The organism is Vibrio sp. 2304 (assembly GCF_033339475.1).
Taxonomy (GTDB): domain Bacteria; phylum Pseudomonadota; class Gammaproteobacteria; order Enterobacterales; family Vibrionaceae; genus Vibrio; species Vibrio alginolyticus.
Genome location: NZ_JAWOUQ010000002.1, coordinates 250,024 through 269,747, shown reverse-complemented (window position 1 = coordinate 269,747; position 19,724 = coordinate 250,024). Strand labels below are relative to the sequence as shown.

General features: G+C 43.1%; 14 protein-coding genes. 8 read left to right on the top strand and 6 right to left on the bottom strand.

All coding sequences use genetic code 11. The features are described from left to right. Nucleotides 1-27: 27 nt before the first annotated feature. The 4 genes from R7P64_RS06005 to proV form a co-directional block, all read right to left on the bottom strand. Entirely contained in the window at nucleotides 28-1,977 is a 1,950-nt protein-coding gene (locus R7P64_RS06005; protein ID WP_318123258.1) for an LTA synthase family protein, read from the bottom strand. A 194-nt stretch (nucleotides 1,978-2,171) separates the two neighbouring features. Continuing rightward, nucleotides 2,172-3,179, bottom strand: a complete 1,008-nt coding sequence (proX, locus tag R7P64_RS06000; protein ID WP_318123256.1) for a glycine betaine/L-proline ABC transporter substrate-binding protein ProX — start codon at nucleotides 3,177-3,179, stop codon at nucleotides 2,172-2,174. Continuing rightward, nucleotides 3,172-4,257, bottom strand: coding sequence for a glycine betaine/L-proline ABC transporter permease ProW (proW, locus tag R7P64_RS05995; protein ID WP_005377778.1), 1,086 nt, complete (start codon nucleotides 4,255-4,257; stop codon nucleotides 3,172-3,174). The genes proX and proW overlap by 8 nt, the downstream gene beginning before the upstream one ends. Before the next feature lie 4 nt (nucleotides 4,258-4,261). After that, complete coding sequence (proV, locus tag R7P64_RS05990; protein ID WP_017633996.1) at nucleotides 4,262-5,449, bottom strand: glycine betaine/L-proline ABC transporter ATP-binding protein ProV; 1,188 nt, start codon at nucleotides 5,447-5,449, stop codon at nucleotides 4,262-4,264. Nucleotides 5,450-5,887: 438 nt separating this feature from the next. On the opposite strand from proV, the gene R7P64_RS05985 reads away from it, so the two are divergent. The 7 genes from R7P64_RS05985 to R7P64_RS05955 all read left to right on the top strand — a co-directional run bounded on the left by R7P64_RS05985 (nucleotide 5,888) and on the right by R7P64_RS05955 (nucleotide 14,422). Next, on the top strand, nucleotides 5,888-7,768 hold the full coding sequence (locus R7P64_RS05985) for a DUF294 nucleotidyltransferase-like domain-containing protein (protein ID WP_005377775.1): 1,881 nt from the start codon (nucleotides 5,888-5,890) through the stop codon (nucleotides 7,766-7,768). Beyond that, nucleotides 7,768-8,514 (top strand): 3'-5' exonuclease, encoded by a 747-nt coding sequence (locus R7P64_RS05980; protein ID WP_104975280.1) that lies wholly within the window; start codon nucleotides 7,768-7,770, stop codon nucleotides 8,512-8,514. The genes R7P64_RS05985 and R7P64_RS05980 overlap by 1 nt, the downstream gene beginning before the upstream one ends. A gap of 192 nt (nucleotides 8,515-8,706) precedes the next feature. After that, nucleotides 8,707-10,365 (top strand): BCCT family transporter, encoded by a 1,659-nt coding sequence (locus tag R7P64_RS05975; RefSeq protein WP_170893819.1) that lies wholly within the window; start codon nucleotides 8,707-8,709, stop codon nucleotides 10,363-10,365. A gap of 314 nt (nucleotides 10,366-10,679) precedes the next feature. Then, complete coding sequence (gene ectA, locus R7P64_RS05970) at nucleotides 10,680-11,213, top strand: diaminobutyrate acetyltransferase (RefSeq protein WP_005393379.1); 534 nt, start codon at nucleotides 10,680-10,682, stop codon at nucleotides 11,211-11,213. Between the two features lie 34 nt (nucleotides 11,214-11,247). Further along, on the top strand, nucleotides 11,248-12,513 hold the full coding sequence (ectB, locus tag R7P64_RS05965) for a diaminobutyrate--2-oxoglutarate transaminase (RefSeq protein WP_017820939.1): 1,266 nt from the start codon (nucleotides 11,248-11,250) through the stop codon (nucleotides 12,511-12,513). A gap of 14 nt (nucleotides 12,514-12,527) precedes the next feature. Then, on the top strand, nucleotides 12,528-12,914 hold the full coding sequence (locus tag R7P64_RS05960) for an ectoine synthase (RefSeq protein ID WP_005377769.1): 387 nt from the start codon (nucleotides 12,528-12,530) through the stop codon (nucleotides 12,912-12,914). Nucleotides 12,915-13,000: 86 nt separating this feature from the next. After that, nucleotides 13,001-14,422, top strand: a complete 1,422-nt coding sequence (locus R7P64_RS05955; protein ID WP_005377768.1) for an aspartate kinase — start codon at nucleotides 13,001-13,003, stop codon at nucleotides 14,420-14,422. A 146-nt stretch (nucleotides 14,423-14,568) separates the two neighbouring features. Here R7P64_RS05955 and R7P64_RS05950 read toward each other — a convergent pair whose 3' ends face one another. Then, nucleotides 14,569-16,134 (bottom strand): arylsulfatase, encoded by a 1,566-nt coding sequence (locus R7P64_RS05950; RefSeq protein WP_005377767.1) that lies wholly within the window; start codon nucleotides 16,132-16,134, stop codon nucleotides 14,569-14,571. 389 nt (nucleotides 16,135-16,523) lie between these two features. Here R7P64_RS05950 and R7P64_RS05945 point away from each other — a divergent pair, with 389 nt between their 5' ends. Further along, nucleotides 16,524-18,854 carry a tetratricopeptide repeat protein gene (locus R7P64_RS05945; protein WP_318123255.1) on the top strand — a complete coding sequence of 777 codons (2,331 nt, stop codon included), beginning with the start codon at nucleotides 16,524-16,526 and terminating at the stop codon, nucleotides 18,852-18,854. Between the two features lie 45 nt (nucleotides 18,855-18,899). Here R7P64_RS05945 and R7P64_RS05940 read toward each other — a convergent pair whose 3' ends face one another. Next, nucleotides 18,900-19,628, bottom strand: a complete 729-nt coding sequence (locus R7P64_RS05940; protein ID WP_395210269.1) for a formylglycine-generating enzyme family protein — start codon at nucleotides 19,626-19,628, stop codon at nucleotides 18,900-18,902. Nucleotides 19,629-19,724: the final 96 nt, after the last annotated feature.

Sequence of the window (19,724 nt, the reverse complement as noted above, 5' to 3'; positions counted from 1 at the left end):
TCCTTTTTATCAGCGGAATCATTGGTATTAATGAGTGTGTTTGGAAGAATACCAGTTGTTTTGATACGCTTTAGATGCAAATAATGCGTTTGCTTTTGCACGCTCGATAATAGATTCGTCCACCTCTAGCGGCTTCATGGTTTGGTCTTTAAAGTCGTACGCCAGGGTCGATATCTTTTCACCAGGGGAAAGCACAACGAGATTGTCGCGCGTTAAATAACCAAAGTTTTTGTCGTATTGCATCATTGCGCGTTCATCTTCGCGAGCCAGTGGCTTCGTTAAATCACGACCAATCATCGGTGTTTTAGCATCTACCCCAATCAGAGATAACAGTGTAGGCGGCATGTCTATGTTGTTTGCTATGCGGTCATCTTTACGTGGTTGAATGCCTTTACCAAGGATCAATGCTGGAATGTGAAAGTGCTTAACTGGAACAAGGTTAGCGCCAGAAATACGTGCATCATGATCTGCAATTACAATGAAAATGGTATCATCCCAATAAGATGACTTTTTCGCCTTTTCAAAGAAAGTGCCCAAAGCGTAATCGGAATATTTAACGGCGTTGTTACGCGTCATATATTCTGAATCGTATGGCTCAATTTTGCCTTTTGGATACTCATAAGGGCTATGATTACTTGACGTAAAAACTAAGCTAAAAAAAGGTTTGTCGCTTTTTGAAAGGCGTTCAAACTCTTCGTTTGCTTTGTTATATAGATCTTCATCGCTAACACCCCAAGAGCCAACAAAGCTTGGGTTGTTATAATCGTCTTCTTCTACTATTTGATCAAAACCGTTACCAAAGAAGAAAGTTTTCATGTTGTCAAAGTTGGCTTCACCGCCGTAAATAAATTGCGTGTGATAGCCTTGAGCTTTCAGTAAGTCCGCGATGGTAAAGAAACCCGTTTGGCTTTTACTCAGCTTCACTACCGCGCGAGACGGAGATGGAGGAAAGCCCGTGGTTACGGCTTCAATTCCACGAACAGAACGAGTACCAGTGGCGTACATTTGTGTGAACTGCCAACCTTCCTTCATGAGTTCATCAAGGTTTGGTGTTAGAGGCAAACCACCCAAAGCACCGACAAATTGGGCGCCTAAGCTTTCTTGTAGCAAAATCACTAAGTTTTTATGTTTACCCTGGTAAGTCGCGGGGTTACTGTTCATGGTTGGGAGTAATGAAGGGGTGAAGTCGGACTTTGTTGATGAAGTGCGAACTAATTCCAACATCTTTTGAGTGTCCATTTTTCCGTAGAACTGCTCCGCGCTCTTTTCTGACTTCATGCTATTAACCGCAAACAACAATGAGTAAGATGAGTTCAGTGCTAAGTCGTTAAGCAGTGGATCGTTAGAAAAGGCGACCATAGCAGGATTTAGCGGGCGGTGCCCTAAAGATGAGCGAGCACCTGCAACCCCAAAAAGAACAACGAAAATTGCCAATAGTGGTCGCCATTTCCAGTTGACCTGCTGCGCCTTATCGGTCAGTTTCTTGCTCCACTTCCAACCTAAAGTGATGGTTAAAACTGTACCTAACGCACCAATAAACAGTTCTAATTTGTAGCCAGTCCAGAGCATACTCAAGACTTCTTTTGGGTAGATTAAGTATTCCACAAACAGGCGGTTTGGACGTAGGTCGTATTCCTGAATGAATGGCGCTGTTGCTAGCTCCATGTATACAAGCACCCAAAGCCCTAAAACCATCCATATGCGTAATATTCGCTTCCAACACTCTCCCATCTTACCGGTTAATGGCATGAAGGTTGAAAACAGTGCTGGAAGAATAAATAACCAGCAAAGCGTTGCAATATCTACGCGCAAACCTTGACTTAGGATGTAAATTAAGTCGTTTAGAGAGTCAATACGGTCAATCTGCCAAAAAGCTAGCAAAACTCTTGAGATAGACAGAAATAGAAGCGAAAACAAAGAAAAGGCAGCAATTGGCTGCAAAGGCCCCCACACAGAGCTCTTTGATAAGTTTTTCATATTTATTCGAATAGTTTAATTGTTATGTTGTGTTGTTTTTAGCAAAGCAAGCGTGAAATAAACGTGAATTATAATGTGGGTTTATGGTCGAGTAGTGTAAGTGTTGGTATGTCTATGTAAGGGGGAGGGGCGTTTGTGTAAAAAAAGAGCCAGTTGATAACACCAACTGGCTCTAGAGGTTGATAAAGGCATGATTACATTGCGGCTTTCTTCGCTTCTTCGACCCATGCGTCGAACTTTTTCTGGTTCGCTTTGATCCAGCCATTTACATGAGACTCGATGTCCGCTGAGCTGTTCTTACCTTGGCTCATCATCATATTCTGCGCACTAACATCATTGATATTTAGTTTGATGATTTCAAACAGCTTTGCAGCAGCAGGGTTGTTTTCTGTAAACTCTTTATTGGCAACGATGCGCATAGAGTTCATCTCGAAGCCGTAGTTCTTACCGTTCTCTAGTGTCGTATCAATGTCTTTACGCTCACCAGGAAGTGAAGAGAATGGCACTTCTAACCACACAACATCTTTCCCTGGAACTAAAACGCCACTTACCCAGTAGGGTGTCCAAGTGTAGTAAAGAATCGGATCGCCTTTTTTGTAACGTGAGATCGTATCAGCGATAATCGCCGCGTAGTTACCTTGGTTGTGTGTTACTGTGTCACGAAGTTTGAAAGCATCCAACTGATGCTCAACAACCATTTCACACCCCCAACCTGGGTTACAACCAGTTAAGTCCGCTTTGCCATCGCCGTTTGCATCGAATAGCTTCGCCAATTTTGGATCTTTTAACTGACCAATGTTAGTGATGTTATATTTTTCCGCGGTTTTCTTATCGATCAAATAACCTTGCGCAGCACCACTTACATATTGGCCTTTACGGAAGAACTTATCATCACCGCCCGACATCGTGTACTTATCGGCGTGAAGAGGGAACCAACCAACCGCTAAGAAAGTAGCATCACCTTTAGCAATAGAGGTGTAGCCTACGTTGTAGTCCACTTCTTTGGTCGGTTTAACATCGTAACCAAGCTCTTCAAGTGCGCGGTTTACGATCAACGTTTGAAATGTTTCTTCTGCAACGGTTGATTGAACAGGCTGAACAGTGACACCTTCACCCGGTAGTTCACTTGCCACACCATAAGTTGAAAATGCGATAGTACATAGAGCTCCAACAGAGAGCGCTTTCTTCCATGAATTATTCATTGATGTTTCTCCTAAGTTTTAGATCGTCTTGGTTCGTCTTTGTTTTCAGTTTTAATAGGTATGAAACAGGACCTGTGTGATACCAGCGAAGTTTAGTGTTGCCCGCATTAACCCCTAACACCTGGGTGATACGGTCTAACAAAATCGCAAGAATAACGATGCCTAAGCCACCAACGGCAGCAAGACCCATATCAAGTCGGCCAATACCACGAAGTACCATTTGGCCTAAGCCGCCAACAGCAATCATTGAAGCAATCACTACCATAGAAAGTGACAGCATTAAGGTTTGGTTTACACCTGCCATGATGGTTGGTAACGCCAACGGTAACTGGATGCGATAAAGCATCTGTTTTTTGTTTGCCCCGAAAGAGTGGCCAGCTTCGATAAGCTCTTCAGGTACTTGCTGAATACCCAAAATAGTCAGGCGCACAACGGGAGGCAGGGCGAAAATGATCGTTACTACTACGCCAGGAACGTTACCAATACCAAACAACATAACAATTGGCACAAGGTAAACGAACGCGGGAGTCGTTTGCATTGCATCTAATATTGGCCTAACAAATTTGGCAGCGGTTTGGCTCCTTGCCAACCATATCCCCATTGGTAGCCCTATAAGCAAACAGAAGAAAACGGCGGTTAACACCAGTGCTAGCGTTGTCATCGCTTGTGACCACGCACCAATTAGGCCGATGAAAACAAGGGATACAAGAGTAGAAAAACCAAGTTTTACATTGGAAAACTGCCACGCTAGCAAAAATAAAATGAGTACCATTATAGGCGCAGGTGTAGACACCAAAGCAGTTTCAAACGACGTTAGAATAAAGTCGATTGGAACTCGTATTGCTTGGAAAACAGGTCGACCATGTTCCACCAGCCAGTTCAAACCGGACTCTACCCAGCTATCGAGGGGTAAAACCGCATCTTGGAATGGGTTCATAATATCGAATGGTGCTTGCTCTACAGTTTCTGAGTTGAGCCAATCATTACTTGGCGCGGCCTCTGTACCTTGCGACCAAGGATCATCTTGCGCAGGAGCAGTATTTGACCAGGGATCATTGTTAGTTTGCTCTGAAGACATCGTGTTAATCCTTATCTAGTGTTTGTAGAAGACGTGATTTAGTCACGACACCAAAGTAAGTTCCTTGCTCATCTACGACAGGCACGGCATAAGGAACACCAGCAACCAGACCCAAAATGTCATTAATTGACTGATCAGGCTGAAGAGTAACTTCATCCGGTAATTGAGCACTGGCTAACGAACGGTTTTCTTTATGAGCCAAACGTAGTGAATCAAGAGATACGATGCCGGAATATCGGCTAGATTTATCGACGACAATACCGTAATCACGGTCGTGATCCATCAGAATCTGCATCGCAGAGCCTGGACCGTCATTTTCCGATTTCTTAAAAACAGCCGCTGGCTTCTTGCGCGCGATATCTTTTGCTGTCAAGACACTTGCGATGTTTACGCCGCGGAAAAAGGCTTCGACATAATCATTTGCTGGACTGTGTAATATTTCATCAGGTGTACCAACCTGAACAACCTCACCGTTTTGCATGATGGCGATACGGTCGCCAATGCGCATTGCTTCATCCAAATCATGAGAAATGAAGACAATTGTGCGTTTGTCATCGTTCTGTAGACGAATAAGCTCATCTTGCATCTCAGAACGGATCAATGGGTCTAAAGCGGAAAACGCCTCGTCCATTAATAGGATGTCTGGATCACAAGCTAACGCTCTCGCTAAACCAACGCGCTGTTTCATACCACCGGATAATTCGTCAGGGAAAGATTCTGCATAAGGGTCTAAACCTACTCTTTCTAAGGCGGAAAGGGCACTTTTCTGACGCTCATTAACGTCGATGCCGGCAAGTTCTAAACCAAAGGCGGCATTTTCAATCACCGTCATGTGTGGCATGAGTGCGAAACTTTGAAACACCATTGAGATATTGTTACGACGAACTTCTCGAAGTTCATTTTCGGAGATGTGGGCGATATCTCTTCCTTTGAGATAAACACTACCTTTAGTCGGCTCAATGAGCCGGTTAAGAAGTCGAACAAGGGTGGATTTCCCGGAGCCAGAAAGGCCCATGATTACGAAAATTTCCCCTTCATTTATGGTGAGAGATACATCGTTTACGCCGACTGTTAAACCTGTCTGTTCAAAAATACCGTCTTTATCGACGCCTTTGTCGATAAGCGAGAAGGCTCTCTCTGGGTCTTCTCCAAACACTTTATACAGTCCCTTAACTTCCAGTATGGGATCCATGTTATCTGTCCTTTTTCGTGTGTTTATAACTGTTTAACGATTTGTACTCTAATTAATTTTAGTTCAACTTTCAACGAAAGGGGGTTGGTTAACTAGTTCTGCCGTGCATAGAGAGTTCGTTGAGCAAGGTGTGTTCAATTCTTATTTTTTATATTTAAAACAATTGCTTGTGATGTGTTTTTATCCGCCATAACGTTGCCCTGACGTAGGGTTGAATTTATTTTGAATTTTTTTGTACATTTCAACTCAACTCGCTTGCATAGATATAAGCTGTGATAGCTTAGAACTCTACATATAAAAAGGTTAGAGCTCTAATTTTTGATTAAGACTTGGTCCTGTGAAATCGGTTAGGTACTGTTATCCTTAGATTTATTTATTGCTTGATTTCACTCAGGGTGATATTTATCGCTGTAGTTTAGGCAACGTATGGAATAAAAAATGGAAGCCGAACAGTTAGAAGTGCTCAATTTCATTAGCCAGTACCCACCTTTTGATGACCTACCTGAAGAGCAGCTTAGAAAAATTGCTCTCAATGCCGAGGTTGCATACTTTCGGCAAGGAACAAAAATCCTTAACTTCGGAGATACGATCCGCGACTTGTATATGGTGAGAAGTGGGGCGGTAGAGATTTATCGACGTAAAGGTGAACTCTATAACAGGATTGATGCTGGTGGACTGTTTGGTCAGATGGGGTTGTTGATGAACAACCGCGTACGGATGCCAGCCAAAGCGATAGAAGACACTCTCGTTTACTGTATTCCGGAAAACATCTTCAATGAACTTTGTGATGAGTTTGAAAACTTTGCGGACTACATGGAACTGGAAGATAGCGCGCGTTTGCGAAGCGCAATATCTAGCCGATCCGAAAGCAATGACTTTACCACCGCTAAGGCACGTAAAATCTTAGCAAGAGATCCAGTAACCCTGGAGGCAACGGCTTCAATTCAGGAAGCTGCGATACTAATGGCAGAGGAAAATGTCACCTCTCTGCTCATTATTCGCCCGACAGAGGAGCTCACAGAAGAAGATGACGAACAGCTGCTTGGAATTTTGACTGATCGCGATCTTTGCATTCGCGTACTAGCTCAAGGTATTGATACCAATATTCCAGTGAGTGAGGTCATGAGTTATGACGTGGTTTCATTGGATTATAACGCCTATGTGTTTGAGGCCATGTTAACCATGTTGCGTTACAACGTGCATCATTTACCAATTTTAAAAGATAAAAAGCCGATAGGAATTATTGGCATGACGGACATCGTTCGTTACGAATCTCAGAACAGCCTATTGCTAGTGAGCTCTATTTTTCAGCAAACCAGTGTCGAGGATCTCAAGCAGGTTTCTGAACAAGTAAAAGACTGTTTCGTAAGAATGGTCAATGAAGATGCCAACGCGCACATGATTGGTCGAGCCATGTCGGTTATAGGCAGTAGTTTCAAACAACGCCTCGCTGAATTAGCTGAGCAAGAGTTCGGCCCAGCGCCCATTCCTTATTGTCTAGTCGCAATGGGTTCAATGGCGAGGGATGAGCAGCTAATTGTAACGGATCAAGATAACGCGCTTATTCTCGATAACAGTTATGACGTTGAGATTCACGGAGAGTACTTTGAAAAGTTTGCTAAATTTGTTTGTGATGGTTTAGCGGCATGCGGCTATGCTTATTGTACTGGAGACATTATGGCTACCAACCCAGAATGGCGAAAAACTCGTGCAGAATGGGAAGAATGCTTTGGAAACTGGATAGACAATCCAACCCCTGAGAGATTGTTAAATAGTAATATCTTTTTTGATCTCCTCGGTGTGCATGGGCGAGTGAAATGGGCGGAGCAATTAAGCAGCTTTATTGTGAGACGAGCGAAAAGAAATAACCGCTTTCTTGCTTGTATGGCGTATAACGCAATACGTAGGACGCCTCCACTGGGCTTTTTCAAAGACTTTGTGATGGAGAAAGATGGTCGTCATCGCAACTCGATTAACTTGAAGCGAAGGGGGACGGCTCCGTTGGCCGATTTAATACGGGTGCATTCTCTGGCAATCGGTTCGCGATCACAAAACTCTTTCGACCGTTTAGATGACATTAATGATGCTGGCATTTTACCGAAAGGTCGAGGTTTGGATTTAAGGGATGCGATGGAGCTAATCTACATGGTTCGAATTCGTCACCAAGCCCTTGATATAGAAAATGGAGAAGAGCCAGACAACAATATTGAGCCGGAGAACATGTCTGAATTTGAACGTCGAAACTTAAAAGCAGCATTTCAAATTCTAAGTAACGCTCAGAACTTCATTAAGTTTCGATATCAGAGAAGTAGCAAATAATGTGGTTCTCAAAAAAAGTAGAAAAAGAACATCCGTTGTTGGATACATCCCAGACGCCAGAGTGGTCAATGTTGTTCAAGCAACTCGCTAAAGAAGCGAAAGACGAGAGGCTCAAACGCTATTATTCGACACCGATGGTTAATGGGGAAACACCAATTGAACAAGTGCCATTTGTCTCGGTAGACTTTGAGACAACAGGATTGAACTCGGAAGAGGATGTCATTCTCACGATCGGACTTGTCCCGTTTACTATTGATCGTGTTCAATGTAATGGCTCTGCTCATTGGGTCGTTAACCCAAACAGAGAGTTAAACCACGAGTCTGTCATTATTCACGGTATCACTGACTCTGAGGTTAAAAACGCGCCGCAGCTGTCTCAGATCTTGGGTGAAATATTGGATGCGTTGTCAGGCAAAGTGGTACTTGTTCACTACAAGAACATTGAAAGGCAGTTCTTTAATAACGCCTTGCTAAATAGCATCGGAGAGGGGATACAGTTTCCTGTTGTTGATACGTTAGATATTGAGTATGCGATACAGCGCCGTGAATGCAGAGGTTTTATCAATAAGTTGAAAGGCAAGAAACCCGGTTCTGTACGATTAGGGCACGCTCGTGAAAGATATGGCCTCCCTGCTTATCAACCTCACCATGCCCTGACGGATGCGTTAGCAACTGCGGAGCTGTTTCAAGCACAACTGCAGTATCACTTTAATCGAAACATGCCAATATCTTCGGTTTGGCAATAGGCGTTATTTATGGTGAAAACAATAAAATGCAATGAGAGATAGGGGGCTTTAAGATTATGATGGCGGATTGAGTAACCGCTTATAAGAACAATGTTTTATGAACATGTGCTTGGTAGTGATGAAGACGTTTCATTACTCGAACTCCGACGAAAGTAATTTAAACTTGGTCACGTATTTTTAAGGAGATTATCCGTGAGCACCGATAATAACGGTGGCATTCAACGCCCCGATGGAAAAGTAAACGCAATAGATACTGACTATCAAATTGGTCAGGATAACGTTGCGCTAAAGGTAGGCCCATTTGGCCTTGATATTCACAACCGTGTTTTTGCAATTTCTGGCTTAGCAATCGTCATGTTTGTTGTGATAACACTATTATTCCGAGAACAGGTAGAGCCGTTTTTTTCAGACCTACGAGCGGGTTTGTTACACAATTTAGACTGGTTTTTTCTCGCTTCAGGTAATATTTTTGTCATTGTCTGTGTCGGATTGATCTTCACACCATTAGGCCGTGTACGAATCGGTGGTACTGAAGCAACACCGGATTACTCCTATGCTGGATGGTTGGCAATGCTATTTGCTGCGGGTATGGGCATTGGTCTCGTATTCTTCGGTGTATCAGAACCGATGTCCCATTTTAGTTCTGCGATTGGTGGCGTGAACGTTGAGAATGGTGTACGTACTGACTGGGCACCGCTAGGTGGTGCAGAGGGCGATGCAACTGCAGCTTCGGCATTAGGGATGGCTGCGACGATTTACCACTGGGCACTTCATCCGTGGTCAATATACGCGCTCTTGGCTCTTGGGCTGGCTATCTTTTCATTTAACAAAGGTTTGCCACTCACCATGCGCTCAATTTTTTACCCTTTGTTTGGTGAGCGTGTATGGGGTTGGACTGGTCATATTATCGATATTCTTGCAGTGGTAGCGACGGTTTTTGGTTTAGCAACATCGCTAGGCTACGGTGCATCTCAAGCCGCAACGGGTTTGAACTTCCTGTTTGATGTCCCAATGACCAATACGACGCAGGTTATATTGATTATTGGTATTACTGCGCTCGCTTTAATCTCTGTTGTGGCTGGACTCGATAAGGGCGTGAAGATCTTATCTGAAATCAATATGGGCCTTGCAGCACTGCTATTGCTATTTGTTATTGTTGTTGGCCCGACGATTGCGATTTTAACTGGTTTCTTCGAGAACATCGTTTCCTATGTGGCTAATATCCCTGCCTTATCTATGCCATTTGGACGAGAGGATGTGAATTACTCTCAAGGCTGGACGGCGTTTTACTGGGCGTGGTGGATTTCTTGGTCACCATTTGTGGGTATGTTCATCGCACGTGTGTCTCGTGGTCGTTCAGTTCGTGAGTTTATTATTTGCGTTATTCTTATCCCATCTTCAGTTTGTGTGTTATGGATGACGGCTTTTGGCGGTAACGCAATTAGCCAATACGTTAATGATGGCTACGAGGCGGTGTTTAACGCAGAACTACCTTTAAAACTTTTTGCCATGTTAGATGTTATGCCATTGGCTGAGATAACATCTTTTGTCGGCATTATCTTAGTCGTGGTGTTCTTCATTACCTCTTCTGACTCAGGATCACTGGTTATTGATACTATTGCTGCGGGCGGTAAGGTCGATGCACCAACGCCACAACGCGTGTTCTGGTGTACGTTTGAAGGTTTGGTTGCGATTGCATTGATGTTGGGTGGTGGTCTAGCTGCTGCTCAAGCAATGGCGGTGACGACTGGTTTACCATTTACTATTGTTTTGCTTGTTGCAACGGTATCTTTGATAAAAGGTTTGATGGATGAACCTCGTCCAAAGGCGGTTTCTAAGAAATCAAAATAACTAGTATCAGCAGTTAAATTATTGATAAAAGCGGTATGCGAAAGCATGCCGCTTTTTTTTGGATTTCTATTTTTCTCTGAGAAATGAACAGCATGGAAAATGGTCTTATTCTGGTTGTTTTTTGTACTGTGCATTTGGGTGACTATTTAATAAATTAGACCTCGAACTATTTTAACTTTTGGTTAATAGGTTTGTTTTTGTGATATATGTCATAAAAACACCGATAAAAAGGCGGATTATTTGATTTTTAGTCGCGAGGGATGCCCATAATAAAAAGGAAATTTAATTAGACCTCAAAGGATATGTATTTTCACATGATCACATCAGCACCTTGGGTCCTTTATCCAGAGATTGGAGAAGACTCAAGTAAAAAATGGATTTTTCGTGAGCCTAAAATCTCTGATGGTGACGACATTTACAGCTTGATTGCAGACTGTCCTCCATTGGACATGAACTCATCTTATTGCAATTTCCTACAGTCTACGCATTTCAGCAAAACCAGTATTTTGGTTGAGCAAAAAGGCGAAATCGCAGGTTTCATTTCCGGTTATCAGAAACCAGACGAGCAAGACGTTTTATTTGTCTGGCAAGTTGCAGTCTCACCTCGCTTTAGAGGTCATGGTTTAGCATTCCGCATGTTGAAAGAACTTCTCACCCGAGAGGAATTAGGCGGTGTTAAATCGGTAGAAACTACCATCACGGAAGATAATAAAGCCTCTTGGGCACTGTTCAAAAAGTTAGATGCGATGAACGGCAATTCTGGCCAAGTAAGCACATTTTTGGATGAAGAAGCCCACTTTAAAGGCAAACACGATACAGAATATTTGTATCGCATTCCTCTCAAATAATCCTCAAACAATAGGAATTAAAAACGGTCTCATCATGGATATTTTCAAAAAGCAGGAATCCAACGTACGCTCATATTCAAACAATTTCCCGGTCGTTTTTCGTAAAGCGAAAGGCTGCTGGCTAGAAACAGAACAAGGTGAACGATACTTAGACTTCCTTGCTGGAGCGGGATCTCTAAATTATGGCCATAACAATCCAGTACTAAAACAAGCGTTGCTTGAGTACATTGAAATGGACGGTATTACTCACGGTTTGGATATGCACTCAGAAGCGAAAGCATCGTTTCTGGAAGCGTTGGATACTTACATCCTTAAACCAAGAAACTTGGATTACAAGGTTCAGTTTACGGGCCCAACAGGCACTAATGCTGTTGAGGCGGCATTGAAGCTGGCTAAAAAAGTAAAAGGCCGCGACAGCGTCGTTGCGTTTACTAACGGTTTCCATGGTTGTACTGCTGGCGCACTGGCTGCAACGGGTAACCAGCATCACAGACAAGGTAACGGTTCTAGCCTAAGTAACGTCACTCGTATTCCATTTGAAGGTTACGCTGGCGTAGATGGTCTCGCGCTGTTCGAAACCATGCTAAATGATAACTCTGCAGGTATGGATAAACCAGCCGCTGTACTTCTTGAAACTGTGCAGGGTGAAGGTGGTTTAAATGCTGCTTCAAACGAGTGGTTACAACGTTTGAGCAAAATCTGTAAAGCCAATGACATTCTTGTGATTGTCGATGACATTCAAGCAGGTTGTGGACGTACCGGTACTTTCTTTAGTTTCGAGCCGTCTGGTATCCAACCGGATATCGTGACGCTATCGAAGTCGATCGGTGGTTACGGTTTGCCGATGGCTGTCGTATTACTTAAGCCTGAGCTTGACCAGTGGAAGCCAGGCGAGCATAACGGTACGTTCCGTGGCAATAATCACGCCTTTATTACTGCTGCAAAAGCACTAGAAATTTACTGGGCAAACGATGATTTTGAAACACACATCAAGCAGTGTTCAGACAAGGTAAGTGCTGTTATTGACCGTTGTGTTCGTCGCTTTCCACAAATGTTTGTGCAGAAAAAAGGCCGCGGCATGATGGTTGGTATTGAATGTATCAATGGTGACATGGCATCTGAAATTGCGAAAAACTGTTTCGAGAATGGAATGGTGATAGAGACAGCGGGTCCAGACGATGAAGTTGTGAAGTTCTTCTGTCCACTAACTATCAGCGAATCAGAGCTAGATCAAGGACTAAGCATCTTTGAAAATGCAGTAGAGACTATCGCTGCGAAACATTTCAAACAAGCATCTTAATAAGGATTTTAATTATGATCGTCAGAACTCTAGATGAATGCCGCAACAGCGAACGACGTGTTGTTTCAGATAACTGGGAAAGTGTCCGCATGTTGTTGAAAGACGACAACATGGGTTTCTCTTTCCACATCACAACGATTTATGAAGATACAGAAACTCATATTCACTATCAAAACCACCTTGAATCGGTGTTTTGTATGAGTGGTGAAGGTGAGATTGAAGTTGTAGGTGGAGAAACGTACCCAATTAAACCAGGTACATTATACATCCTTGATAAACACGATGAGCACTACTTGAGAGCTTATAAGAATAAAGAAATGGTAATGGCGTGTGTGTTTAACCCACCGATTACTGGCGCTGAAGTGCACGATGAAAACGGTGTTTATCCTCTCGTTGACTAAAAGATGATGGTGGGGTGCTTTGCCACCCCACACTTTACTATCTCTTCTTTTTTCTTTTTAAAGTTACCAATCAAAAAAGGCTTATCATGACATTTACCGTAGAAAAAATCGGCGGTACATCAATGACAGCATTTGATGCTGTTCTCGACAATATTATTCTTCGTCCCAAAACACCATACAATCGTATTTTTGTCGTATCTGCATACGGTGGTATGACCGATGCGCTGCTCGAGTGTAAAAAAACCAGTAAACCAGGCGTTTATCAGCTTATCGCGAAACGCGACGACAAATGGGAAGAAGCGTTAGCGTACGTTGAAAGCCGTATGTTGCTGACCAATGAAAATATTTTTGCGGACCCAATGAATCGTATCCGTGCGGATAAATTCATTCGCTCCCGCATTGCTGAAGCGAAAAACTGTATCGCGAATATTTTAGAAACCTGTCAGTACGGTCAATTTTCGTTGCGCCAGTACTTGCCTCAAATTCGAGAGTTTCTCTCGTCTATCGGTGAGGCACATAGTGCTTACAACACAGCACTAAAACTAAAAAATATGGGTATTAACGCTAAGTTCGTTGACCTGTCTGGTTGGGATAATCAAGCGCCAAGAAGCCTTGATGAGTCGATCAGTGACGCGTTTGCTGATATCGATGTATCAAAAGAACTGCCAATCGTGACAGGTTATGCTTACTGTAAAGAGGGCCTAATGCACACTTATGACCGAGGTTATAGTGAGATGACATTTAGCCGAATTGCAGCAATAACAAAAGCGGATTTAGCAGTAATTCACAAAGAGTACCACTTGAGCTCAGCAGACCCACGCGTTGTTGGCCCTGAAAAAGTATTACCAATTGGTAGTACAAACTATGACGTAGCAGACCAACTTGCCAACCTTGGCATGGAAGCTATTCACCCAAATGCCGCTGCGGGTTTACGTGAAAGTGGTATTGAGCTACAGATTAAAAATACATTCGAACCTGAACACGAAGGTACTTTGATCTCTTCAAGCTATCGTCCGGAAGAAGACAAAGTCGAGATCATCGCAGGTAAAGAAAAAGTATTTGCACTGCATTTGTTTGACCAAGCAATGGTAGGAAAAGCCGATAACGTTAGTTACGAATTGATGGAAATCATCTCCGATGCTCGTGTAAGTTTGGTTGGTAAAGAGATGAACGCGAACTCTATTACTTACTATCTAGGTGGCAGTACTGATAGCTTAAACAAAGTATTGTACAAAGCAGAGAAACGTTATCCGAATGCCTCGATTAAAGGCCGTATGGTCGCGCTTATCTCAGCCATCGGTTCTCAAATTGATACCAATAAGACGTTGGCGAAAGGTGTGCTTGCATTGATGAATAATGGCGTTACGCCAGTTGCACTGCACTCATCATTGAGAAATGTAAATGTTCAATTTGTTGTCGGTGATAAGGAATACCAGCACGCGATTTGCGCATTGCATGATGAGTTTTTCCAAAGTAGCAGTTTAGCTAAATCGGTTAATGTGGCTTAGTTTATCCACGGTTAAAATACAAAGGAGAGCAGGTTAGCTCTCCTTTTTTTGTTTTTCAGTTTGTACTCACAATGCCCACTTTGTATAGGCTAAACAGGCGATTTAAGTAAGTTCCTATGTTACTGATTAATTGACGTTAACTTAGTTTACTTAAACTTGCTGATTTCTTGTTCAACTTTGTCTAGTTGTTGCAGCTTCTCTTGCATTTTTAGAGAGTCGTAGTTTAGTGAAGCAGGGTTCATCGCTGTGCCACGTTGCATTGGGTATTCTGGAAGTGTTTTAAAGAACTCTCCCACAACGTCTTGTACAGGTACAAATAGCCACATGTTGTCAGCCATCCAACGCAAGTACATTTGTGATTCGCTTGGGCCTTTTTCGAATGGGTCAGCGCGTAGGTGGATGATTTTAGGCCAGTTCGGAGCAAAACGAACTGCGTTACTTAGGTTCCCTTCAAGCGTTGCAAAGTGAAGTTTCCAGTCATTCCAGCGGACAGCGTTTAATTCACCATTAGACGTAAAGTAAAGCAGCGACTCACGAGGGCCTTTTTCTTCCTTACCTTCAAAGTATGGCATGAAGTTATAACCATCTAAATGTACACGCCACTCTTTGCCATTTGCTTTGTAGCCTTCTGCCAGTTTTTCTTTTACATCAGGTACGCCAGCAGCTGCCAATAATGTAGGCAACCAGTCTTGGTGTGCCATCATTTCATTGATCTTGGTTCCTGGCTTAATTACGCCTGGCCAACGAACCAGTTGAGGAACACGCATACCGCCTTCCCAAGTTGTACCTTTTTCACCATGGAATGGTGTTGCGCCACCATCTGGCCAAGTCATGGTTTCTGCGCCGTTGTCCGTTGAGTAGATAACGATAGTGTTGTCTGCAACACCTAGCTCATCCAGCTTGTCGAGTAAAACACCTACATGATCATCGTGTTCCAGCATACCATCGGCATAAATGCTTACGCCTGATTTACCTTGGTATTTTTCCTGCAAGCGAGTCCAAACGTGCATACGAGTGGCGTTATGCCAAATAAAGAAGGGTTTATCCGCCTTAACTGCTTTTTCCATAAATGCCAAAGAGCTCTCTAGGAACTCTTCATCTGCGTGCTCCATACGTTTTCGTGTCATCGGGCCAGTGTCTTCAATCTTACCGTCAGCATAAGACTTAATGACACCACGAGGGCCATAGTTTTTACGAAACTCTGGGTCTTTAGGGTAGTAATAAGTTTCAGGTTCTTCTTCTGCGTTTAGGTGATATAAGTTACCGAAGAATTCGTCAAAGCCGTGTTTTGTCGGTAAGTGCTTATCTTGGTCACCTAAGTGGTTTTTACCAAATTGACCCGTCATGTAACCTTGTTCTTTTAACAGGTCTGCAATGGTTGGCGCCCAATCAGGTATGCCGTGGTCAGAGCCTGGCATACCAATTGTTAACAAACCCGTACGAAATGGCTCTTCACCCGTAATAAAGGCAGCGCGACCAGCAGTACAAGACTGTTGTCCGTAGTGATCTGTGAACAACGCACCTTCATTCGCGATACGGTCGATGTTTGGCGTTTTGTAACTCATCATACCTTGGTTGTATGCGCTGATATTCCAGTAGCCGATATCGTCACCAAAAATTGCCAGAATATTCGGTTTGTCGGCTGCCATAGCAGCACTGGACGCCGCTAACAGTCCTGCGCCTACAGCGATTTTGCTCAATTGATTTGCCATAAAAACTCCAGATTGTTGAGAGTAAAGATAAGCACAAGTGAGCCTTATGCTTAGTTGCTGCATAAGTTAATGATGTATATAGAAAAATCCTCTTATACTCGATATAACCATAAGTTATTGCTAGGTTGTAACCATTTGTTAATTAAGAAGAAATAGGATTGTTCTGTTAGTTTGTAGAGATTCGTAAAGTAGATTTAGATCACTGAAGAGCCTTATTTTTATTGCGTAGTAGAAGAGGGGGATGGAAATGAAAAACAATAGGATGCTCGCTTGTTTTACGGCCCTAAAGCAATACTAAAGTCGTTATGTATTGCTTGTAATTATTTGTATAACCAGTGATTTAGTGTCTATATTGATTTAGGTTGTACATTATAAATATAAGGATATCTATGAGTCAGTGGGCAGGCCGGTTTCGCATTTTATTGCTGGTCAACGTTGTTGTCAGTTTTATGGCTTTTTCTCAAGAGTTATTAACAGAGAAACCAAATATTCCTTCAGGCTTAAATCCAGAATATGCTGGCACACAAGCTTGTATAGATTGCCACCAAAACGAAGTGGAGGCCTGGAAAGGGTCACATCACGATATGGCCATGAAGCATGCAAGTACAACCTCTGTGCGTGGTAATTTTGATAACCATGTTGTAACACACAAAGGAATGCCTAATCGTTTTTTTAAAAAAGGCGACGAATTTTGGGTCAATATTCAAGGTGCTGACGGGCAATGGCATGACTATAAGATCAGTTATACATTTGGCTGGGAGCCATTACAGCAGTACATGGTCGAGTTTGAAGATGGCCGCGTGCAGCTTATTCCTTTTGCTTGGGACACAAGAGCTAAAGTTGAAGGGGGACAGCGTTGGTTTCATCTTTATCCAGAAACGACAACAACGGATGAATTCTATTGGACCAATACCGGGCAAAATTGGAACTTTATGTGTGCTGATTGCCATTCAACGAACCTAAAGAAGAATTACGACGCTGACAAAAACACTTACAACAGCTCATGGTCAGAGATTAATGTGGGATGCGAAGCATGCCATGGTCCCGCTAGTCAGCACATAGAACTGGCCAAGAAATACAAAAATGCTGGCACTTCTTTTGAGCATGACAGCCATTATGGCTTTGATCGAAATTTGTCTAAAGCAGTGTTGGATTGGGTGTTTGAGGAAGGCCATAGTACGTTACAGCCGAAATCAATTGAAGCAACCAATCAAGTGCAAACATGCGCTCAATGCCATAGTCGCCGAACCCAGTTAAATGAAGCAGGTGATCATGTTAAAGGTTCCTTTTTTGATAAATATCGCTTAAGCCTTATAACACCTGAACTCTACTATCATGATGGACAGATTTACGACGAAGATTATGTTTATGGTTCGTTTCTTCAATCTGAAATGGCGGAGAAAGGGGTCACGTGCACTAATTGCCATGATCCACACACGGCAGAGTTAACGATCCCAGAAGAGGCAGTATGTTCGCAATGCCATATTGCATCGGAATATACACCTGAAAAGCATACCTTTCATAAGGCTGAATCTGAAGCATCGCAATGTACGACTTGTCACATGCCAGAAACGACTTACATGCAAGTCGATCCTCGTAGAGACCACAGTTGGCATATTCCACGACCGGATTTGAGCAAACACATTGGAACGCCCAATGTTTGCATGTCATGCCATGAAGATAAAAGCAATCAATGGGCCGATGAACAGATAGCAGAATGGTACCCGAATTCGAAGTATCGTAATCAACAACATTTTGCTGTCGCATTTTATGCGGATTCAATTGGTCATCAAGGAGCAGCAAATGCGTTGGCATACTCTGCTCAGGATTCGTCGTTAAAAGACATTATTCGTGCTTCAGCCCTGGAGAGAATGGGGGGCAACACTGACCAAAATACAACAGTATCTTTGGCTAGGGCCGTTAAGAATGAGAATGAAATGGTTCGATTAGGGGCAATTTCAGGCTCGTCTGGTTATGAATTTCATGACCGGTGGCGGATTCTAGAGCCATTACTTGGTGACCCGGTGCTTTCAGTGAGAGCGGAAGCTGCCTCGGCGCTGGTAGCGAACTACGCACAAATGACCCCTTTACAAAAAGATATCATTAAATCGCCTTTAGAAGAGTACATGGAAATTCAAGAGTTTAATGCCGATCGTGGTTTCGGAAGAACCAATTTGGCGAATGTGTACCGCAGCTTAGGTGAAATCGACAAAGCGGCCGAGCTGTATAAACAAGCGATCAGCATCGAACCCTACTTCGAAAATAGCTACGTTAACCTAGCAGATTTGTATCGCCACCTAGGTAAAGAAGAAGCTGCGATCACGGTGCTACAACAAGGGATGAAAGCTCAACCTAAATCCAGCACATTACCATACAGCGCAGGTCTTTCTTTGTTACGTCAAGGCAAAGCCGATGATGCGAAAAAGCTACTTAGACGCGCCGCAGAAATTGGTGAAACTAATGCGCATTATTGGTACGTGTACGGTCTAGCTTTAGAAAAAAGCGATGTTCTAGAAGCCAGTAAAGCGTTGCATACAGCATTTGAAGTCGGTGGCAATCCACAACACTTGTTTGCTCAATGCGAGGTTCTAGCGAGAAATCATAAAAAAGGTGCTGTCGCTTTTGCTTTCGATAGGTGCATACAAGAGCTTAGTCACTATGCACCTAAACAAGCTATTGATCAGCTTAAAGCCTCTATTGTTGGGGTCAATAGGAGCTAATTACCAAAAGTGGAGCTTTTATCGCTCCACTTTTTCTTACTTGGTTTAATCAGCGTCTTTCGCTAATCTCAGCCCCATGTCGGACATGATGACTGACTGGCTAGCAAAATCGCGACGATAGTTTTCGGATTCGTCAGCATCATAGGCAAAGCTACCACCTCGTACAGACTTGTGTGCCAGGCTTTCTTTTTCATCTTTTGCGTTTACCGGATTATCACTTGGTGCCGATTTGTAATAGCCTTCATCAAAGGCATCAATAACAAACTCACCAACATTACCCGTCATATCGTATAAGCCAAGCTCATTCGGTTTTTTCTGACCTACCTTGTGTGCTTTATTGTTTGAGTTATTGGCATACCAGGCAACGTCGTTAATATCATCAGACCCCGCGTAAGTGAATCCTTGACTTAGATTCCCCCCTTTCGCTGCAAACTCCCATTCTGCTTCTGTGGGTAAACGATAGTGCTCTCCCGTTTTTTCATTCAATTTCTTTATAAAATAATTGGCTTGTTGCCAGCTAATGTTATTCACGGGCGTATTTGGGTTTCTAAAATAACTCAGAGAAGAGCCTGTAACCGATTCGAATAACTCTTGGGTTACCTCAAATTTTGCCAAATAGAAATCTTCCACGCGAACGGTGCGGGCCGGGCGCTCGGATTTATTTGCTGATGGATTATCCGAGCCCATCGTAAATTGTCCACCTTCAATAAGAACCATATCTTGATCGATTTTTTGAGCAAGAGGGCTAGGTTGTGTTGTTGCACATCCAGTCATAATTAGCGAAATCGAAATAGCGGCACCAAGGTAAAGAGTATTACTTTTGGAATGCTTCATAGGGGAGCTCCATCAACATTTATGATCAAAGAATTT

Bases quoted from the DNA above. Each gene is read 5' to 3' on its own strand.
- R7P64_RS06005 (WP_318123258.1), bottom strand. From the start codon at position 1,977: ATGAAAAACTTATCAAAGAGCTCTGTGTGGGGGCCTTTGCAGCCAATT.
- proX (WP_318123256.1), bottom strand. From the start codon at position 3,179: ATGAATAATTCATGGAAGAAAGCGCTCTCTGTTGGAGCTCTATGTACT.
- proW (WP_005377778.1), bottom strand. From the start codon at position 4,257: ATGTCTTCAGAGCAAACTAACAATGATCCCTGGTCAAATACTGCTCCT.
- proV (WP_017633996.1), bottom strand. From the start codon at position 5,449: ATGGATCCCATACTGGAAGTTAAGGGACTGTATAAAGTGTTTGGAGAA.
- R7P64_RS05985 (WP_005377775.1), top strand. From the start codon at position 5,888: ATGGAAGCCGAACAGTTAGAAGTGCTCAATTTCATTAGCCAGTACCCA.
- R7P64_RS05980 (WP_104975280.1), top strand. From the start codon at position 7,768: ATGTGGTTCTCAAAAAAAGTAGAAAAAGAACATCCGTTGTTGGATACA.
- ectA (WP_005393379.1), top strand. From the start codon at position 10,680: ATGATCACATCAGCACCTTGGGTCCTTTATCCAGAGATTGGAGAAGAC.
- ectB (WP_017820939.1), top strand. From the start codon at position 11,248: ATGGATATTTTCAAAAAGCAGGAATCCAACGTACGCTCATATTCAAAC.
- R7P64_RS05960 (WP_005377769.1), top strand. From the start codon at position 12,528: ATGATCGTCAGAACTCTAGATGAATGCCGCAACAGCGAACGACGTGTT.
- R7P64_RS05955 (WP_005377768.1), top strand. From the start codon at position 13,001: ATGACATTTACCGTAGAAAAAATCGGCGGTACATCAATGACAGCATTT.
- R7P64_RS05950 (WP_005377767.1), bottom strand. From the start codon at position 16,134: ATGGCAAATCAATTGAGCAAAATCGCTGTAGGCGCAGGACTGTTAGCG.
- R7P64_RS05945 (WP_318123255.1), top strand. From the start codon at position 16,524: ATGAGTCAGTGGGCAGGCCGGTTTCGCATTTTATTGCTGGTCAACGTT.
- R7P64_RS05940 (WP_395210269.1), bottom strand. From the start codon at position 19,628: ATGACTGGATGTGCAACAACACAACCTAGCCCTCTTGCTCAAAAAATC.